The sequence below is a fragment of the Bacillota bacterium genome (assembly GCA_013178125.1).
GTDB lineage: Bacteria > Bacillota > SHA-98 > Ch115 > JABLXJ01 > JABLXL01.
In genome coordinates, this window is the sequence record JABLXJ010000002.1 from 320,440 (window position 1) to 337,506 (window position 17,067).

General features: G+C 54.2%; 17 protein-coding genes and 1 tRNA gene. 14 read left to right on the top strand and 4 right to left on the bottom strand.

Annotated features, from left to right (window positions below):
• Positions 1-24 precede the first annotated feature (24 nt).
• The 9 genes from HPY71_03760 to HPY71_03800 all read left to right on the top strand — a co-directional run bounded on the left by HPY71_03760 (position 25) and on the right by HPY71_03800 (position 8,581).
• Positions 25-1,200, top strand: a complete 1,176-nt coding sequence (locus HPY71_03760; protein NPV52623.1) for an LL-diaminopimelate aminotransferase — start codon at positions 25-27, stop codon at positions 1,198-1,200.
• A 31-nt stretch (positions 1,201-1,231) separates the two neighbouring features.
• The gene (locus HPY71_03765) at positions 1,232-2,548 is read left to right on the top strand and encodes a hypothetical protein (protein ID NPV52624.1); all 1,317 of its coding nucleotides are present in this window, start codon (positions 1,232-1,234) and stop codon (positions 2,546-2,548) included.
• A gap of 198 nt (positions 2,549-2,746) precedes the next feature.
• Complete coding sequence (locus tag HPY71_03770) at positions 2,747-3,130, top strand: S-adenosylmethionine decarboxylase proenzyme (GenBank protein NPV52625.1); 384 nt, start codon at positions 2,747-2,749, stop codon at positions 3,128-3,130.
• Between the two features lie 264 nt (positions 3,131-3,394).
• Positions 3,395-4,825 carry a hypothetical protein gene (locus HPY71_03775; protein NPV52626.1) on the top strand — a complete coding sequence of 477 codons (1,431 nt, stop codon included), beginning with the start codon at positions 3,395-3,397 and terminating at the stop codon, positions 4,823-4,825.
• Between the two features lie 138 nt (positions 4,826-4,963).
• Entirely contained in the window at positions 4,964-5,197 is a 234-nt protein-coding gene (locus HPY71_03780) for a hypothetical protein (protein ID NPV52627.1), read from the top strand.
• Positions 5,198-5,377: 180 nt separating this feature from the next.
• Positions 5,378-5,938, top strand: coding sequence for a GTP cyclohydrolase I FolE (folE, locus tag HPY71_03785; protein NPV52628.1), 561 nt, complete (start codon positions 5,378-5,380; stop codon positions 5,936-5,938).
• A 124-nt stretch (positions 5,939-6,062) separates the two neighbouring features.
• Positions 6,063-7,541 (top strand): stage IV sporulation protein A, encoded by a 1,479-nt coding sequence (spoIVA, locus tag HPY71_03790; protein NPV52629.1) that lies wholly within the window; start codon positions 6,063-6,065, stop codon positions 7,539-7,541.
• A gap of 117 nt (positions 7,542-7,658) precedes the next feature.
• Complete coding sequence (locus tag HPY71_03795) at positions 7,659-7,934, top strand: HU family DNA-binding protein (GenBank protein NPV52630.1); 276 nt, start codon at positions 7,659-7,661, stop codon at positions 7,932-7,934.
• A 326-nt stretch (positions 7,935-8,260) separates the two neighbouring features.
• The gene (locus HPY71_03800) at positions 8,261-8,581 is read left to right on the top strand and encodes a hypothetical protein (GenBank protein ID NPV52631.1); all 321 of its coding nucleotides are present in this window, start codon (positions 8,261-8,263) and stop codon (positions 8,579-8,581) included.
• Between the two features lie 93 nt (positions 8,582-8,674).
• On the opposite strand, the gene HPY71_03805 is transcribed toward HPY71_03800, so the two are convergent.
• The 4 genes from HPY71_03805 to HPY71_03820 form a co-directional block, all read right to left on the bottom strand.
• Positions 8,675-8,752, bottom strand: a tRNA-Pro gene (locus HPY71_03805).
• Positions 8,753-8,860: 108 nt separating this feature from the next.
• Positions 8,861-10,528 carry a cobalamin B12-binding domain-containing protein gene (locus HPY71_03810; GenBank protein ID NPV52632.1) on the bottom strand — a complete coding sequence of 556 codons (1,668 nt, stop codon included), beginning with the start codon at positions 10,526-10,528 and terminating at the stop codon, positions 8,861-8,863.
• Complete coding sequence (locus HPY71_03815; protein NPV52633.1) at positions 10,525-11,631, bottom strand: NAD(P)-binding domain-containing protein; 1,107 nt, start codon at positions 11,629-11,631, stop codon at positions 10,525-10,527. Before HPY71_03815 ends, HPY71_03810 begins: the two co-directional genes overlap by 4 nt.
• Before the next feature lie 979 nt (positions 11,632-12,610).
• Positions 12,611-12,838 (bottom strand): hypothetical protein, encoded by a 228-nt coding sequence (locus HPY71_03820; GenBank protein NPV52634.1) that lies wholly within the window; start codon positions 12,836-12,838, stop codon positions 12,611-12,613.
• A 62-nt stretch (positions 12,839-12,900) separates the two neighbouring features.
• Here HPY71_03820 and HPY71_03825 point away from each other — a divergent pair, with 62 nt between their 5' ends.
• The 5 genes from HPY71_03825 (at position 12,901) to HPY71_03845 (ending at position 16,963) form a co-directional block, all read left to right on the top strand.
• Complete coding sequence (locus tag HPY71_03825) at positions 12,901-13,209, top strand: hypothetical protein (protein ID NPV52635.1); 309 nt, start codon at positions 12,901-12,903, stop codon at positions 13,207-13,209.
• A gap of 434 nt (positions 13,210-13,643) precedes the next feature.
• Complete coding sequence (locus HPY71_03830) at positions 13,644-14,372, top strand: hypothetical protein (GenBank protein NPV52636.1); 729 nt, start codon at positions 13,644-13,646, stop codon at positions 14,370-14,372.
• A 113-nt stretch (positions 14,373-14,485) separates the two neighbouring features.
• Positions 14,486-14,680: a helix-turn-helix domain-containing protein gene (locus HPY71_03835; GenBank protein ID NPV52637.1), complete on the top strand. Its 195-nt coding sequence runs from the start codon at positions 14,486-14,488 to the stop codon at positions 14,678-14,680.
• A gap of 49 nt (positions 14,681-14,729) precedes the next feature.
• Positions 14,730-16,628, top strand: a complete 1,899-nt coding sequence (locus HPY71_03840; GenBank protein ID NPV52638.1) for an AAA family ATPase — start codon at positions 14,730-14,732, stop codon at positions 16,626-16,628.
• Positions 16,625-16,963, top strand: a complete 339-nt coding sequence (locus HPY71_03845; protein ID NPV52639.1) for a hypothetical protein — start codon at positions 16,625-16,627, stop codon at positions 16,961-16,963. Before HPY71_03840 ends, HPY71_03845 begins: the two co-directional genes overlap by 4 nt.
• Positions 16,964-17,067: the final 104 nt, after the last annotated feature.

Sequence of the window (17,067 nt, forward strand, 5' to 3'; positions counted from 1 at the left end):
GTATGATTATGGGAGGTTTAGATTTTGGAGACAGCAAGGAGAATAAGGGAATTACCGCCATACCTATTCGCCGAGATCGACAAGAAGATAGCGGATGCAAGAAGACGCGGGGTCGATGTGTTGAGCCTGGCCATCGGCGACCCTGATATGCCTACCCCCGAACATATCGTAAGGCGTCTTGTTGAGACGGCTCAAGACCCCCAGAACCACCGTTACCCCTCATATGAGGGGCTCGAGGAATTCCGGAGGGCGATTGTCGGCTGGTATGAGAGGCGGTTCGGCGTCAAGCTGGACCCCGATAAAGAGATAGTCTCCCTGATCGGGTCAAAGGAGGGGATAGCCCATATCCCGCTCTGTTTTGTTGACCCCGGGGACATAAATCTCATACCGGATCCTGGCTATCCCGTTTACGGGATTGGCACGCTCTTTGCGGGCGGTCGCTCCTACATGATGCCGTTACTGGAATCTAATGGCTACCTTCCGGACCTCTCGGCCATCCCCGAGGATGTGGCGAGAGCTGCAAAGTTGATGTTCATAAACTACCCTAACAACCCAACCGCGGCCGTTGTTCCTGATGGATTCTTCGAGGAGGTCGTTGAGTTCGCGAGGAAGTATGATATCATTGTGTGCCACGATGCGGCCTATACCGAGATAACATACGATGGATACAGGGCGCCGAGCTTCCTCCAGACCCCTGGTGCCATGGAAGTGGGGATCGAATTCCACTCGCTGTCGAAGACCTATAACATGACCGGGTGGCGTATAGGCTGGGCCGCCGGGAATCAAACCGTGATCGAGGCGCTCGGGAGGATCAAGACGAACATAGACTCCGGTATCTTCCAGGCGGTCCAGTATGCGGCTATTGCGGCGCTGACTGGCCCGCAGGAGCCCATCGAGGAGGCGTGCCGAGTTTACGCCAGGCGGCGCGACATGATCATACAGGGTTTAAACGCCCTCGGCTGGGACCTGAAGCCGATCAAAGGGAGTATCTACATATGGGCTCCTGTTCCGCGAGGATATGATTCCATGGGGTTCGCTTCTTACCTCCTGGAGAAGACGGGCGTGGTTATCACGCCGGGCATTGGCTATGGCAAACATGGGGAGGGCTACTTCCGGATATCCCTTACATACCCGGAATCCAGGATAGCAGAGGCTCTTGACAGAATCAAAGAGGCAGGCGTAACGTTTGCAGGAAAATAGGACGCAAGAGGGCAAATATATTGTCAACATCCTGGCTAGGGATTATGGGATAGATCGTAGCCTTATAGCCATTGCTGAAGCGGCGATAGCAGCCTGCTGGCGCGAGTGGGCCCAGATCGAAAGCACCGGGATGATAAATTTCTTGAAGGTGCTGAGGGCCTTCCAGGAGGCCCAGGTCGGCGATGACCATTTTGCAGGAACCACGGGCTACGGGTATGACGATACCGGGCGCGAGGCTCTGGAGCGGGCCCTGGCGGGGATTTTTGGAGCTGAGCGCGCCCTTGTGAGATGGCAGATCGTCTCGGGGACCCATGCCCTTTCGTTGTGCTTGTTTGGCCTTCTGCGCCCGGGCGACAAGGTTATCTTCGCCACGGGGGCACCCTATGATACGCTTCACGCTGTATTTGGAATGGGCGCCGCCTCCGTCGGCGGCGGGCCTGCGCGCCCCCCAGCCGGGTGCCTTGCTGAGCTCGGGATAACCTGGAACGCCGTCGACGTGCTGCCCGACGGGTGCCCGGATATCCCGGGGATCATTGGTACGATAGATGACAGGACACGGCTCGTCTTCATACAGCGGTCCAGGGGTTATGCATGGAGGCCATCGCTTTCTATCGGACAGATTGGCCAGATAGCCTCGGCCGTGAAGGCCGCCAGCGCCGATACGATAGTCCTGGTTGATAACTGCTATGGTGAATTCGTCGAGACCCTGGAGCCTCCCCAGGTTGGGGCTGATGTGGTCGCGGGCTCCCTGATAAAAAACCCCGGCGGTGGCATCTCACCAACCGGGGGCTATGTCGCTGGCAGGGCAAAGCTTGTTGAGCGCATCGCGTCGCGTCTTACGGCCCCCGGTATCGGATTGGAGTGCGGTCCTACCCTCGGCATCACCCGCCTCCTGCTCCAGGGGTTGTTTCTCGCGCCCCGCCTTGTGCGGGAGGCTCTGAAGGGCGCTGCTTTTACAGCCAGGTTCTTTTTGGATCTGGGTTTTGATGTCTTGCCGCGCCCCGGCGACGAGCGGAGCGACATCGTCCAGGGAATTCTCCTGGGGAGCAAGGAAAGACTTGTGAGCTTCTGCAGGGGTTTACAACTCGCCTCCCCTGTAAATACCCGCTTCATGCCTGAGCCCGCCCCCATGCCGGGCTACGAGAGCGAAATCATAATGGGCGGGGGAACGTTCATCCAGGGATCATCCTCGGAGCTTTCTGCCGATGCACCCATTAGACCGCCGTATGCTGTTTTTATGCAGGGTGGCCTGTGTTTCGAGCATGTAGTAGTCGGCGCTCTCCTCGCGGCAAACAGACTCATCATTGATGGCTTATTGAATATGCCCTCCGGCCGCGAAACGCGTTAGCGAGCAAGAGCGGGATATTTTAAGAGAATAAGGTCCCTGTAGGGACTAGCTGCAAGATTTTGCTGATATTTCCCGATGAATCCTGGTTATTGTCTTGACATTTGATGCGAATTTGCTAGAATCGTATTGATCGGTCGTCAAGTCTCTTGGGTCAGCGGGCCACCATGGCTTGATTCTTGAAGGGAGGCGAGACTTTGAATGAAAAATACTTTGGGTCGTCATATCTTGTGCGAGGTGTACGGGTGTGACCCTGAGGTACTGAACAATGAGAAGCTCATCGAGGAGATCATGGTAAACGCTGCTTTGCAGGCCGGTGCCGAGGTCCGCGAGGTGGCGTTTCATAAATTTAGCCCCCAGGGAGTTAGCGGGGTCGTGGTGATTTCTGAGTCTCATTTAACAATTCATACATGGCCGGAGTTCGCGTACGCCGCCGTGGACGTTTTTACTTGCGGGGAAAAGGTTGACCCGACGGTTGCTTGTTTGTATATCAAGGATGCTGTGAAGGCCCAACAAATGACTGCATCTGAAGTGAAAAGGGGGATCCTGGAGGAGCACCTTCTAGAGAAGGTCTCCTCGGGGTAGCTGGGGCAGGGGTAAAGCATTTGGAGCATTTGCAAGAGGCCGGTGGCTGCAAGGCTGTAGCAACTACAAAGCCGGCAAGAAGAGTAAGGCCGGCAAGACGAAAAGGGGAAATGGAAGGAACGCATTTATCGCGTTCCTTATTTTTTTTCGAAGGAGATCATGCCACTTTGTCGAAGAACTTAACATAAGCATGGGGAGTCAGCTTTATACTTTTATATTGAAGATACTTTTATAGAAGATCACGTAGTGGGGGAGGGTTTTAGTATGCGACGGTGGGGCCTGCGTCGTACCATGATCGTAGCTTGCCTGGTGCTAGGGGCAATAACTCTGATTACGAGGTCAGGTGGCTATGCCGCTGGTCAAGCCCGGGAGAAGGAGATCTCAGGCGCCAGCCGCCAGGGGCTCTATGTGACGGTGTATAACAACGGTCTTGCGCTCATCAAGGATAGGCGCGAGATAATGCTTGACCAGGGTTTGAATCTGCTAAGGTTCTGCGATGTGGCTGAGCTCATCGATCCGACCTCGGTGCACTTCAAGTCTCTATCAGCCCCCGGCAGTTGCGTGCTCCTCGAGCAAAATTACGAATACGACCTTATCAACCGCGAAAAGCTGCTTCAGAACTATATAGGGAAGCAGATAATATTGAATAACGACGGGATTGCCCAGGAAGGGACCCTGCTCTCCTTTGCAGACAGCAAGATCACGCTGGAGGTCGACGGCAAGATTCTCATCGACCCGCCCGGGAGAATCGAGCTCCCGCGCCTGCCATCCGGCCTTATAACGAAACCGACCCTGGTCTGGCACCTGCAAAGCAAGACCGCCATGAAGCACCTGGTCGAGGTCACCTATCTTACGCGGGGCCTGTCCTGGCGGGCTGATTATGTGGCTGTCCTAGATGCCATGGATAAGTCACTCGATCTGACTGGCTGGGTATCCCTTAACAACGAGAGCGGGGCATCATATCCAAATGCCAGCGTGAAGCTGATAGCCGGCGATGTAAACATCGTAAATGAGCGGGCTGTGATGGTTATGGCTAAGGCTTCCCAGGCAGGTGGTGCAGCGCCGCAGTTTGATGAGAAGGGCTTCTTCGAGTATCATATGTATACGTTGAACAGGCCCACGACGCTTAACAGCAATCAATTGAAGCAGATAGAGCTCCTGACGACGGAGCGGGTGCCTGTAAGAAAGCTATATTTATTCGAATGGAGCAACGATTTGAGAACGGGTAGCTCCATGGGGCAGAAGCAGACTTCGAATGCAAAGGTCTTCATCCAGTTCACGAATTCCGCTGATTCGGGGCTCGGGATGCCTCTTCCTGCAGGGCGCATGCGCATCTATAAGTCCGATGACGATGGAGGCCTGGAGTTCATCGGCGAGGATGAGATCAAGCACACGGCGAAGGATGAAAGGGTCGTTCTCTACCTGGGCAATGCCTTCGATATCGTGGGCGAGCGGACTATAACGGATTATCGCAAGACCGGCGCGGACTCATATGAGCAGGCATGCTCCATAAAGCTAAGAAATCACAAACAAGAGGATATTGAGGTTGTGGTCCACGAGAGATTCTATGGGGATTGGACGTTGACGAGCCCGGCTACGTGGAAGAAGATAGATTCGAATACAGCCGAATTCAGGGTAAAGATCCCAAAGGGTAAAGAGGCTGAGATTCTTTATAAAGTCAAGGTCATACAATAGGCCTGCGGAAGGCCTGCAGAGTCCTGATACCTCCGGCAGGGTATTGAGATTGTAGGATATTGATATTAATGCGGGCAGGGGCCTGCAGGAAAGGAGGACATTCATTAGCTAGCAGCCATTAGGATAGGGGGGATCGTCATGACCGGCTACCTGATTGACAATCTAGAGGACTTTAAAAGAAGCATAGTAGGAAACATCATTGTAGATGTGAGATTTCGTCGAAGCGACCGGAGCCCTGATGACCCCAACTACTGGGAAGAGATACTGATCGAACTGGATAACGGTTATATAATACAATTCTCGAGCACGTTCTCGGATGCTTATAAAAAAGAATACAACAAGAACCGCAGAAGTTCTTTAAAGCTCAATTAATGGCTAGGTCAATTGGCTGTGATTCATGGCGAGGTTTGATTCCGTTGTATTCCAGGGCCGGGAATGCCAAAGAGTTCCCGGCCTTGCTATACATACATTCATCCAAATCATCCAGGAAGCGCCAGAGCGCCAGCTGACCAGTTGAAAAGGTTAAAGAGATAGGATAGGGAGGGTATACCGGTGGATACCGTTAAGCTTGAAGCAGCAGTGCGGGCAATACTCGAAGCTATAGGAGAGAATCCGGATAGGGAAGGCCTTAAGGATACCCCGAGAAGGGTTGCAAGGATGTATGAGGAGGTTTTCGGGGGCCTCGGGAAGGATCCGCGGTCTGAATTAAAGGCGCTTTTTAATGAGGATCATGAGGAGATGGTTTTGATACGAGATATACCGTTTTACTCCATGTGCGAGCATCATCTTCTACCCTTCCTCGGCAAGGCACATGTGGCCTATATCCCCAAGAAGGGCAGGATTGTGGGGCTCAGTAAGCTTGCCCGGGTTGTTGATATGCTGGCGAGGAGGCCCCAGATGCAGGAGCGCCTCACAAGCGAGATAGCGGATATGATCAATGAAGCATTGGAGCCGCATGGGGTTGTGGTCGTCATAGAAGCCGAGCACATGTGCATGTCTATGCGCGGGGTGACAAAGCCCGGTAGCATCACAGTGACGTCGGCCGTCAGGGGGCTTTTCAGAAGGGATGTAGCCGCCCGCGCCGAGGCTTTTTCACTTATCAAGGGGAAATAAACCAGTCACCGGTTATATTTGCCTGGCTCCCTCATATATATTATGTGAAGGCGGGATACCTGGCGGGATGTCTTACATCAAGAGCTTTGGGGCCCCGAGTGACAACGGAGGAGGGAGAAGGCAGGTGGAGAAGTTCGACATCTTCAGGGACATAGCTGAACGAACTGGGGGCGATGTATATCTGGGGGTTGTCGGCCCGGTCCGGACAGGGAAGTCGACTTTTATAAAGCGATTCATGGATCTCCTTGTCGTGCCAAACATCAAGGATCCTTACGATAGGCAACGCGCCGTGGATGAGCTTCCACAGAGCGGAGCCGGGCGCACCATAATGACAACCGAGCCCAAATTCGTTCCGGGCGAAGCGGTTGAGCTCAACTTGGAGGGCAATATCAGGCTCAAAGTTAGAATAGTGGATTGCGTGGGATATACCGTCAACGGAGCCCTTGGGTATGAAGAAGATGTAGGGCCGCGGATGGTTGTAACGCCCTGGTTTGAGCATGAGATACCCTTCCAGGAGGCAGCCGAGGTCGGAACGCGCAAGGTTATTTCCGATCACTCGACGATCGGGCTGGTTATAACAACGGATGGAACTATAACGGACCTTCCGCGAGAGAGCTACGTGCCTGCCGAGGAGCGGGTTATAAGTGAGCTCAAGGAGCTCGGCAAGCCGTTCCTGGTATTGTTGAATTCAACAAGACCAGATGCGCGGGAGACCAGGGAGCTTGCCAGCAAGCTCGAGGAGAAGTATGAGACCAGGATTCTGCCGATAGATTGCCTGCAGATGAGCACAAAAGATGTCATATTCGTCCTCCGCGAAGTGCTCTACGAGTTCCCCGTGAGGGAGATAAACGTCACCCTCCCTGTCTGGCTCAACGAGCTTCCAGACGACCACTGGCTGAGATCGAAGCTCGGTCAAACAGTGGTGGAAGCCGTTCAGAAGATTAAGAAGGTGAGAGATATTGATGGTGTGGCGTCTGATCTCAAGGCCTTGGATTTTGTTGATGATGCGGCGCTTTCACGACTAGAGCTTGGTTCGGGGGGAGCGACTATCGACCTCTCGGCGCCGCGAGGGCTCTTCTTCGATATCCTGCAGGAGCTCAGTGGGCTTACCATTGAAGGGGATCATCATCTCGTGCGGATCATCAGGGAGCTCGCAGCTGTAAAGAAGGAATATGATAAGGTGGCGGGTGCGCTCAGGGATGTCAGGGAGAACGGCTACGGCATCGTCATGCCGCCCCTGGATGAGATAACATTTGAAGAGCCGGAGCTCATCAAGCAGGGGAGCAGGTTTGGCGTCAGATTAAAGGCAACCGCTCCATCGCTCCACATCATCAGAGCGGATATAAAGACAGAGGTCTCCACCGTGGTGGGGACGGAGAGGCAAGGGGAGGAGCTTGTAAGGCGCCTGACAGATGAATTCGAAAAAGACCCCGCAAGAATCTGGGAGACAGATTTCCTGGGGAAATCCCTGCACGAGATCGTCCAGGATGGCATCGAGAGCAAGCTCTTTAAGATGCCAGAAAATGCTCAGCAAAAGCTTCAGGAGACTTTGGAGCGTATTGTAAACGAGGGAAGCGGCGGCCTCATCTGTATAATCCTATAAAACCGGACTTAAATGGTCCTGGGGCCAATCGGCCGGCATTTCGACCGGCCAGATCTCTCCACCCATCATAAATCGCGCCATAACTGGACAAGCTACTGGCAAAGGGAGGTGAGATTGGTGACCAAGACCGAACTGATCGATAAGGTTGCCGGGAAGACACAAATGACCAAGAAGGATGCAAGCCGGGCCATCGATGCCGTGTTTGAGGCCATGTCTGAAGCTCTGGCAGCGGGTGATAGAGTTCAACTCGTCGGGTTTGGCACCTTTGAGGTGCGTAAACGCGCAGCTCGGACAGGGAGAGATCCACGGACGGGCGAGGAGATAAAGATTGCGGCCAGAAAGGTGCCAATCTTCAGAGCAGGTAAGAGCCTCAAAGAGGCTGTGGCCAAGTAGCATTCTCCTCACAATGCTGCGGTCCGGGTGCCGCGGCTTACAGGCTCGGGATGCTGTAGGCTTCGGATGCTGTAAGCTCCGGGTGCTGAAGGCCCCGGGTGCTCCGGCTCACAAGCGTAGCATAGACGCTACGCTTGTGTTTTTGTTTACCGATTTTTGGCTGCCGACCGAAGAAGGAATCCCCGCACATCTGGGGAATATGTTATGTTAAAGGCTCTATTTCGATATCCATATTCAATTTCAATCATTATCGTTCAATACCCATACAATGCCATAATAATGGGTTGTGGGGATTATAATCATGAATTATGGGGGTCGAGAGCGTAATGCGGAGAGTCTCCTATCGCCGCCGGAAGAGTGCGGGTCTTGCTGTCTTCCTTTCCCTGATCGCCGCAGGGCTTGGCCAGATTTATCTTGGGGCTACAATAAGAGGGGTAATCTTCCTGCTCCTCGAGGGGGCACTCGCGATACTGGGCGGGTTGATTCAGGCCCTGATCTTCCTTGTAACCAGGCGACCGGACTTGATTCATATAGATACCAGGCTGGCCGCGATCATGGCCGTTCTCGTGTTATACAACTTGATTGATGCCTTCATGCTTGCCCGCAGGACCAACCGGCCTCGTTACCTCATGCAGCGCCGCAGGTAGATAGCGACATTCTTCCCGGAATAATTCCGGGACTTTCGTCGCCGGTTCCGGTTTCTTGCAAAGCTAAAAGCTATAGGAAAATAAAATAAAAAATGGTCGGACCGGCCAGACTCGAACTGGCGACCTCTTGCACCCCAAGCAAGCGCGCTAACCAAACTGCGCCACGGCCCGACACTTTATTCAAGCCTTCGATTGTATTATAGCAAAGTCTACGTGCTCGTGCAAGCCATTAAATCAGCCATCAAACGAAAGAATCGAAAAACCCGTCAAAGACACATCCTACCGCCCTCGCACCCCGCCTCGCAGATCAGGGGCGGTGAGGATGCCGCGCTGGATTGCCGCTGCGATTACATCCGGGCTCGTAAATGGGTCGTCGTCAACGAGCTTTTTCGCTGTGAGGCCCTGAATCTCACCCTGAGCCTCACTTCGAATCTCACCGGCAAGGGCTCCTATTCTATCCAGCAGGCTCCTTGCCCCGTCCAGCAGCTCTTTCTTTCGCCGGGTGATGGCCGGGTCCTCCTCCACATCTGGAACCCCATCTATCCAGCGATGAATAACCCCCAGGGCGATCTTACAACTCTCGATAAGCTGGTCAGGCCGCGCGACATCCATCCCTTCCGAATACCCTACCACATGGACGATGTCGGGCTTCAGGAACATGCCGAGGGCGATGGAGCTAGCAAGCTGGCCCTTTGCCACGTCCGGATCCTTGGAAAACGATGCGAGCCCGCCCCTGACCTGCCGGTATGACTTGAAATTCTCGTCATGCAGCGACTCGATCAAATGGATCTTCGCGAGCATCTTTGCAATATCCATGGCGGGAGGCGTGGCAGGCGGGGTGTTGAGCATGTACTGGGATACATAATGCTTGACACCCATTTTTTTCGCATTGTAGGCCGCAAGATATGCCATGGCGACAGCTACGACATCATCCGCGCCTCGTAGGCTCCAGTGGTGCGCCTCATTTACCTCGACAGGTATGCCCCGCTCGGCGTGCCACCTCATGGTTGCTTGGTTTTCGGCTATTGCCTCGCGAAGCGGCCTCTTGCTCCTGCCATCAAGGACGTTATACCAGCAGAGGGGAACAGCGCACCAGGCATTTCTGATGGTTTCCTGGAGCATCTCAGCCATGGGGATCAGGTTTGTCGTGCCGCTATAGCACCTGACTAGGGGTCTGTTCCCGCGCCTCGTCGCCTCGTAGATCCGGCGCAGGTCTTCCTTCGTGCGGACCGGGACACCCCCCGCTCCATCCTGGCGGGGATCCATTTTATCCGGCGTGAAGAAATATTCCTGGGCGTTTTGGTCCGGCCCGATGGACAGGACGTCGAGCACGCCCGCTTCGGCTATTTCGGCCGCACCCTTGACTGTCGCGTCCACCGTGGGCAGGCCGAAGTGGTGCCTTATAAGGGGGAGCGGCTTCTTTGCGCGGATTCTCGCGATAAGGGTATCAGGTAGAGCCTCCGGCCGGCCAGCGCGCTTCCTGCCGAGTAATTCGTCCAGGACATCTTCACGGGACTCCCCACCGGAGAAGACTGCGTCAAAGATGCCGAGCCTGTCCGCCACGTCACACGTCGCCGGCGTCCCGCCGAAGAACAGCTTTATGCTGGTATTCATGCCCGTAAGACCCGTAAGGCCAGCGCCCTCCATCTGGCGCTTCAGCTCGCTCAGGAGGTTCTGAGCCGCCGAGGGGGCCAATCTATAACTTACAGCTATTGCCGTTGCATTGAGTTCCTTCGCCTTCGCGACGAGGTCCTCTACTGGTGTCGCCGGGCCAAGGAAGACAGGTTCATAACCGGCTGATTGCGCCAGATCTAGGAAGCCGAGAATCCCGGCTATGTGAACGCAATCACCTATGGCCGCTGCGACCAGGATATTGCTTCTATCGCCGTGGTGGTCATAGTTTCCTGTGCTTCTACTCTTCTCGCTCGCGCTCGTAGGTATGCTCATATGCCATTTCTCCCTTCCATGACCGTATGCTGAATCTCCTTGACTGTCAAACCTTCGAGGCCGAGGTTCTTCGCAGTCCGGCCCACTATCCAGTAGTCGATGCCATGAATGAGGCATCCCAGGTGGATCAGGGAATCCAGGGTTGGTGTCGGCACACCCAGCATCTTCCCCAGGGAAGCTATCGGCACGAGGCTGGCGGGTATATCCTCGAAAAGATATCTATTGCGCATGGTTGCCGGCGCCTTTATGCCCCCGTACCCCTCGTTGTTGTGCATTGCCTCGTAGAGGTTATCGCCGGTTGCTGCGTAAGCGATCTCGAGCCATTCGAGCGAAGTCACCGCATCGACGCCCAGGGCGCGTGCAACTGCCACGCGCTCGGCATCAACACTCTCGAGGACCCTGGCGACCGATGGGGTTACGCCTTCGAGATAGAATTCGAACTCGCCCATCCGGGCCTCTATCCACCCTACATTCATGAGGGTTATTGCCGGGTGAAACACCGCTCCCATGTTATCCAGGCTAGTTTTAAGCACATTTATCGCCGGCACGAACTGGGGGAATGCTTCGCGCACGGCCTTCATCAGCAGAGGCGTGCGGGATGCTGGCAGCGCGGCAACAGGAACGGAGTTCTTTATCCGGAATATCCTCGATTGTGCAGGCCCCATACTTCGGCTAGCGTAAATGAAGGTCTGAGCCTCACCAAGCGTGATATCCGCATCCAAACCATACTCCGAGAGGACGCGCGAGAATTCGAGAGCTCCACCCGTCCTGCCGGGATTCAGCAGGATGACCTGGCCGTCCCGGAGATGGGGGGCGCACAGCTCTGCCATGTGCGCGTGTGCGCAGGCGGGCACCACAACCATGATGACATCAGCGTCCGCGAGAGCTTCCTCTATAGTGGATGTCACTATAGCTGGTGAGCCGAAGCCATCGATGATCCCATCCAGCTCTATGCCGCCGCGCACGATGATCGGCTCGATACGATGGTATGTGCGGTTGAAAAGCGCCACCCTGAAGCCCCTCATGGCAAGATGGGCGGCCATGGCCTGCCCACCATGGCCAGCACCTAAAACTGCAAAACTCGGATATTTGTCTCTGATCATGAAGAATTACACCTCCTGAGCGTTCCTGATAAAACAAAGCGTGCCCGCGGAGAATCGGTTCCCGGGCACGCTATAATTGTCTAGCTATCCATTTAGTTCATTTAGCCAAGCCAATATGCAGCTGCAAATCAGCAGATGCAAATCAAATATAGCTATGCCTGATAGCTTAGCTAATAGTAAGTAGCTAACAATCTAGCAGCAAGGCCGGTACCATCCTCCTCTTTCGACGCTTACGAGGTTAGCTGACGGGTTCGGGTTGAAAGAGTAACCCTACCTGCTTCCTCAGGCCGGCTGCCAGCCTGACAATTCCATTATGTCCCGGTTCTTGCCAGTATTAACCATGAGTTTCTACTGCCTCGTCATGTTTTCTACTGGCCCTGGCGGCCTCTGATATGCCGGTCCTGACGCCCAGAAGCAGGATTCACCCCTCTAATGGCGTTGACTGTCGGTTTCCCCGTTCACCCGAAGGGGATTCAGCGTCCTAGGGTGGCTTGCCTGTATCATGCGTTCGCGCTATTTACTTTTTCCAGTTAAAAGTCTACCAGAAGACCTTGTGGATGTCAAGGAGATCAGCGGTATAAGTCGGAATAACAGGTAATAAATGGCATGAAATGGCTATATCAATAGCTGTATAAAGGCTCTGTAAACAGGTCCTGAGCTTTCACCTCTTTCACCTGTTAAGGGAGCAAAGGTGGAGGACGGGACAACAATGGCCGATGGCATCAGCTATTCTGAGGTGGAGGGTTAACATCCACAGGGATGGAGGTTAGAGCCCTCTTTAAGAAAATGGTTATGACCATAATTGGTTATGACCATAATCCCCTCTTCGATAGTCTGTTACCACCGGCATTTATAGTTTCCCCAGGATGAAGCGGATTATGTGATGAATTTCGGATAAAAGAAATGGTAAAAGTGGAAAGGGAATCTCAGCTCAACTTCTTGAAGATCACTACGCTAAGGTTCCACAAGGACCTCGATGTCAGAACGTTCCCCCATGGCATCCAGCCCCAATTCCATAAGTCCTGTCACATAGCCGCTTTCCTGGCAATAGAATTCCTTTGCGTATAGTTTCAGTAATGACCACAGCTGCGCCAAGATAGGCAAGAATCCGCGCTGTCTCCTTGCCGATGCCCTGGCCGGACACGGGAACAACGGCGACCCTGCCATCAAGTATAGTCCGGTTGATGCCCGATCGTTCAATCATCATCGTTTATCACACCCTGTTTCGCTCACCTGCCGCTTCCAAAAGGCCTCTATCTTCGGAACTTTTTGGAAGACGTTGGCTTAAAATGGCATATCCCGGAGTCAAGTGTGCTTCACATGGGCGCGGCCTGCACCGGCCTTATAAAGACCCCAGCGGCCATTGCGATGGGCAAGGCCGCTGTTGGTCCCTATGTCAAGGATGAGGTTACCGGTAAAGTGGCGTCGTATCTATCCGCACGAGGTTGGACGAGCGTACGCACCTACCTGAGGATGGAGATCGAACTAGCGGAGAAAGGACGCGGCTCCCTCGTCCGCCGGATGTCGTCGTGTGCCGGGCTGAGGATGTGGCGGGACTCCGGCTGGCGCATGAGTTGATTGAGGAGACGCTGGCCGATCACTGGGACCATCGCCGTCTCAGCTTCGATGACTTTTACGCAGCGCAAGCGGCGCGCGTTTACGAACGAGTCGGGATGCACATGTCGAACTGAAGTCGGAGCAGCGGCGCCTAGCCGTGAGTGGCTTAGAGCCGTGTATGTAACCTAAAACCATGATCTGTATCCCGTGACTTTCTTTTTGAAAACGCTTGGTGCGAGAGACGGGATTTGAACCCGTACGGGGGTTGCCCACCAGATCCTAAGTCTTAAAAAGCCTCTTTTTTTGAGTTTTCCTGAGTTTTCCTAAGTGGCTTAGAGGCTTGCTATATCTAGCTTTTTGGCGTATAGTAATTGGTAAGAGTAGGAATGAAATCGGGTGAGTTTGGGGGAGTTGGCACACAAGTGGCACACAGCAAAAAATGGAAGTGAGCAGACATGAGGGTGGGACCTGGCGAATATACCACACCTGAGGGGCAAAAGGCGGAAGCACAATCGTTCTTCCTTATCGCGGTGGAGAGACTTGCCCCCGAGGTTTTGAAGGCGCTGGCCGAAGAGGTTTACCCGTGCTACCAAGGGGAGGATATGCGATATGTCCCCGATAGTCTCCGGGCGGCGCTGGATGCGTGGATGCAGAAATTCCATATAAAAGCCGACTGGATACTGGAGCAAGCGTTGGATACAATGAGCCTATGGCGGCAGTATCCCCCCGTGCTGAAATGGGAACCCCTTGAATGGGGCATTATCGCCCTGGGCCCTGCGGAATGGTATCCCGTCCCCAAAGAAGAACAGCGACTTATCTTTCATTCTGACGGATGGCATATAGACATTGAGACCCGGGGGCAGGCGAGAGATAGACTTATGAGCGAGTTTAAGGCATATCTGGAAGAATACCTAAACTATGTGGAGGCCATAGCGGGGGGGCGAGGGTGGACCCGTACCTTTGAGAAGCGTGGCAGAAGCGCAAGAGGCAAACCGGATCTACATTTTGAATGGCTGGTGCGTCACCAGGTCCAAGGGTGGACCTGTGAGCGCATAGCTGAAGAATACGGTGGCGAAGATCAATGGTTGGACCCTGCAAGCGTCTGGCAAGGGATACGGGAGACGGCTGAATTAATCGGCCTGCGATTAAGGACCCTGCCAAAAGGAAGAAAACGGAAGGGGTAACGGGACTAACTGAGCTATAGTCGAGATTAAATACTGAGGTTAGCGCTCAATAGCGCTAACCTTTTTATTTTCCGTATGTGTGCGCGTTAAGGTGATCGTAGAGGTGATTTTGTATGCTACTGAGAGCCGAAGAAGTATCGATGTTGCTTCGAGTACCAAAGGCGCGCGTGTATGACTTGGCGCGAGAAGGCGTCCTTCCGGGCGTCGTAAGGATCGGGCGTCAAATGCGGTTTAATGAACAAAAGATTATGGAATGGATCGAGCGGGGCGGGCAATCCTTGCCCGGCGGCTGGAGGAAGGAAGCATGAAAACAAAAGACCCGGCGAACCGGGCCCGAGCCGAAAGGCGGTGAGAAACTTGCCTAATTCAAATATAACACAAAACGCGGCAATTAGCTACTGTCGGCGTGGATGGAGCGTAATACCCCTCCGGCCAAAAGATAAGAAGCCCGCTATCCCCTCATGGGAGCCATATCAAAAGAGACGTGCCACAGAGGAGCAAGTAAGGCACTGGTGGCAAGGGGACTCCTCATTCAATATCGGGATCGTAACTGGCGCAGTCTCTGGTATTTGTGTCCTTGACATTGACGGACCCCAAGGCCGTGAAGCTGTCAAAGGCCTTGCCTTACCTCCGACCCCGACCGTCGAGACAGGCAAGGGGTGGCACTGCTACTTCAAGCATCCTGGCGGCCCGGTGCAAAATGCCGTAGGCCTACTGCCGCATGTGGACCTTCGCGGTGATGGTGGCTATGTCGCTGCTCCTCCAAGCATTCACCCAAGCGGTAGGCAGTATCGCTGGTGCGATGGACTATCGCCAGATGACGTCGAGCTTGCTCCCCCGCCCCAATGGGTACTGGACAAGCTGGAAGCCCGGCCTAAGGTGGCCAAAGCAGTTTTAAATGAGCCTATCCCAGAAGGACAGCGAAATGCCACACTAACGAGCATAGCCGGGAGCCTGCGGAGAAGGGGTGCGGATGAAGGGGCGATTCTGGCGGCGCTTAAAGCCGTTAACCAGGAGCGGTGTAAACCCCCATTGCCGGAGGAGGAGCTTGCCAATATCGCAAAGTCTGTAGGCCGATACCCGGCCAGGGGGCAGGGGGCAAAACAGGGCCCGCAAGTGGGCCCGCCCCCCTCGATATCGGCTGTGGACCTTATGAAGAAGGAATTTCCGGATCCTGTTTGGGTTATCCCCGAGCTACTTCCCGAAGGATTAACGCTTCTAGGAGGTAAGCCGAAGATGGGAAAGAGTTGGCTCGCCTTAGGTATAGCTCTTGCCGTGGCTTGCGGCGGCCGGGTGTTAGGGAAAATCGCAGTAGAAAAGCATGATGCAATCTATCTTGCACTCGAAGATACACCCCGACGGCTGAAGGACCGTATCGGGCAGTTGCTCCAAGGGGACCAGGCCCCGGCTGGACTGCATCTTGTGACCGAATGTCCACGCGTGGACAAAGGCGGCCTTGTGGCGATTGAAGCCCTGCTTGTTCAGCATCCTGACGTTAGGCTGGTAATCATCGACGTGCTGAAACGTCTGAGGCCCCCACAGAGAGGAAACCAGAATCTATACGATCAGGATTATGAAATCCTGGCGAACCTCAAAGCTATAGCGGACCGTCGAGGCGTGGCGATGCTTATCGTTCATCACTTGAAGAAGCTTGCTGAAGATGACCCGTTAGACATGTTGAGTGGGACCACGGGGTTAGCAGGTGCGGCTGATGGCATCTGGATACTAAAGCGTGACCGCGCCCGCGCCGATGGCGTCCTCTTCGTTACGGGTAGGGACATTGAGGAGAAGGAGTTTGCGTTAGAGCGTGACCCACACATTGGAGGCTGGGTGTTCCTTGGGGATGCGGAGAAATATCGCATGAGCCAAGAACGGCAGGAGATTATCGAGGTGCTACAGAATAGCGGGGAGGCCATGTCTCCAAAGGAAATAGCTGAGATATTAGAGAGGCCACACGGAGCGGTGAAGAAGCTACTCTACATCATGTCTAAGGATGGAGAAGTCAGACTCATTACACGGGGGAGATATATACATAACAGTAACCATAGTAACTTTGATAATATGGTATCTTCGGTATCCGCGGTAACTTTGGAGAGTAAGGCTGAAGAAAGTTACCGGAAGGTTACTGAGGGTTACCGCGAAGGTTACCGCAAAATAGAGGCTGAAAGCCTTGGGCCGCAAGCTTCTCCGGCGAAAGTTACCGAGGTTACCGTGGTGAGTAGAGCAGTACCCGACCGAGAGGTGTTCGACATATGACCCCCGCTGATTTGCTCGAGCGCTTACGGCGACTCGGGGTGGAGCTATCTTGTAATGGCGACACCCTCCACGTCGAGGCCTCTGCTGGGACGGTGACCGAAGAATTGCTCCAGGAACTGCGGGCCCACAAGGCCGAGATTATCCGATTCCTGCTGCAAGACCCTCCACAAAGTAGAGTGATATTCGTGGAGAATGTGCCGGTGGTTCTGGGCCCTAACGGCGAGGACCCGCTAGACTTTCGATTCGATACCGTCCGCAAGGCCTGGGTGCATGATCCCGGCTGGTGGCTCAGTATTCCAAGGAGAGGAGGCAAGCAAAGTGAAGCGCAAGATTGAGCAGCCAAAGCTGATTCCCTTCCAGTGCCCAGCATGCCACAAGTTGGTAGTCTGGACTTTGAGTGGTGCGAAGTGTTTCTGTCCGGGGTGCCGGGTATGGTTTA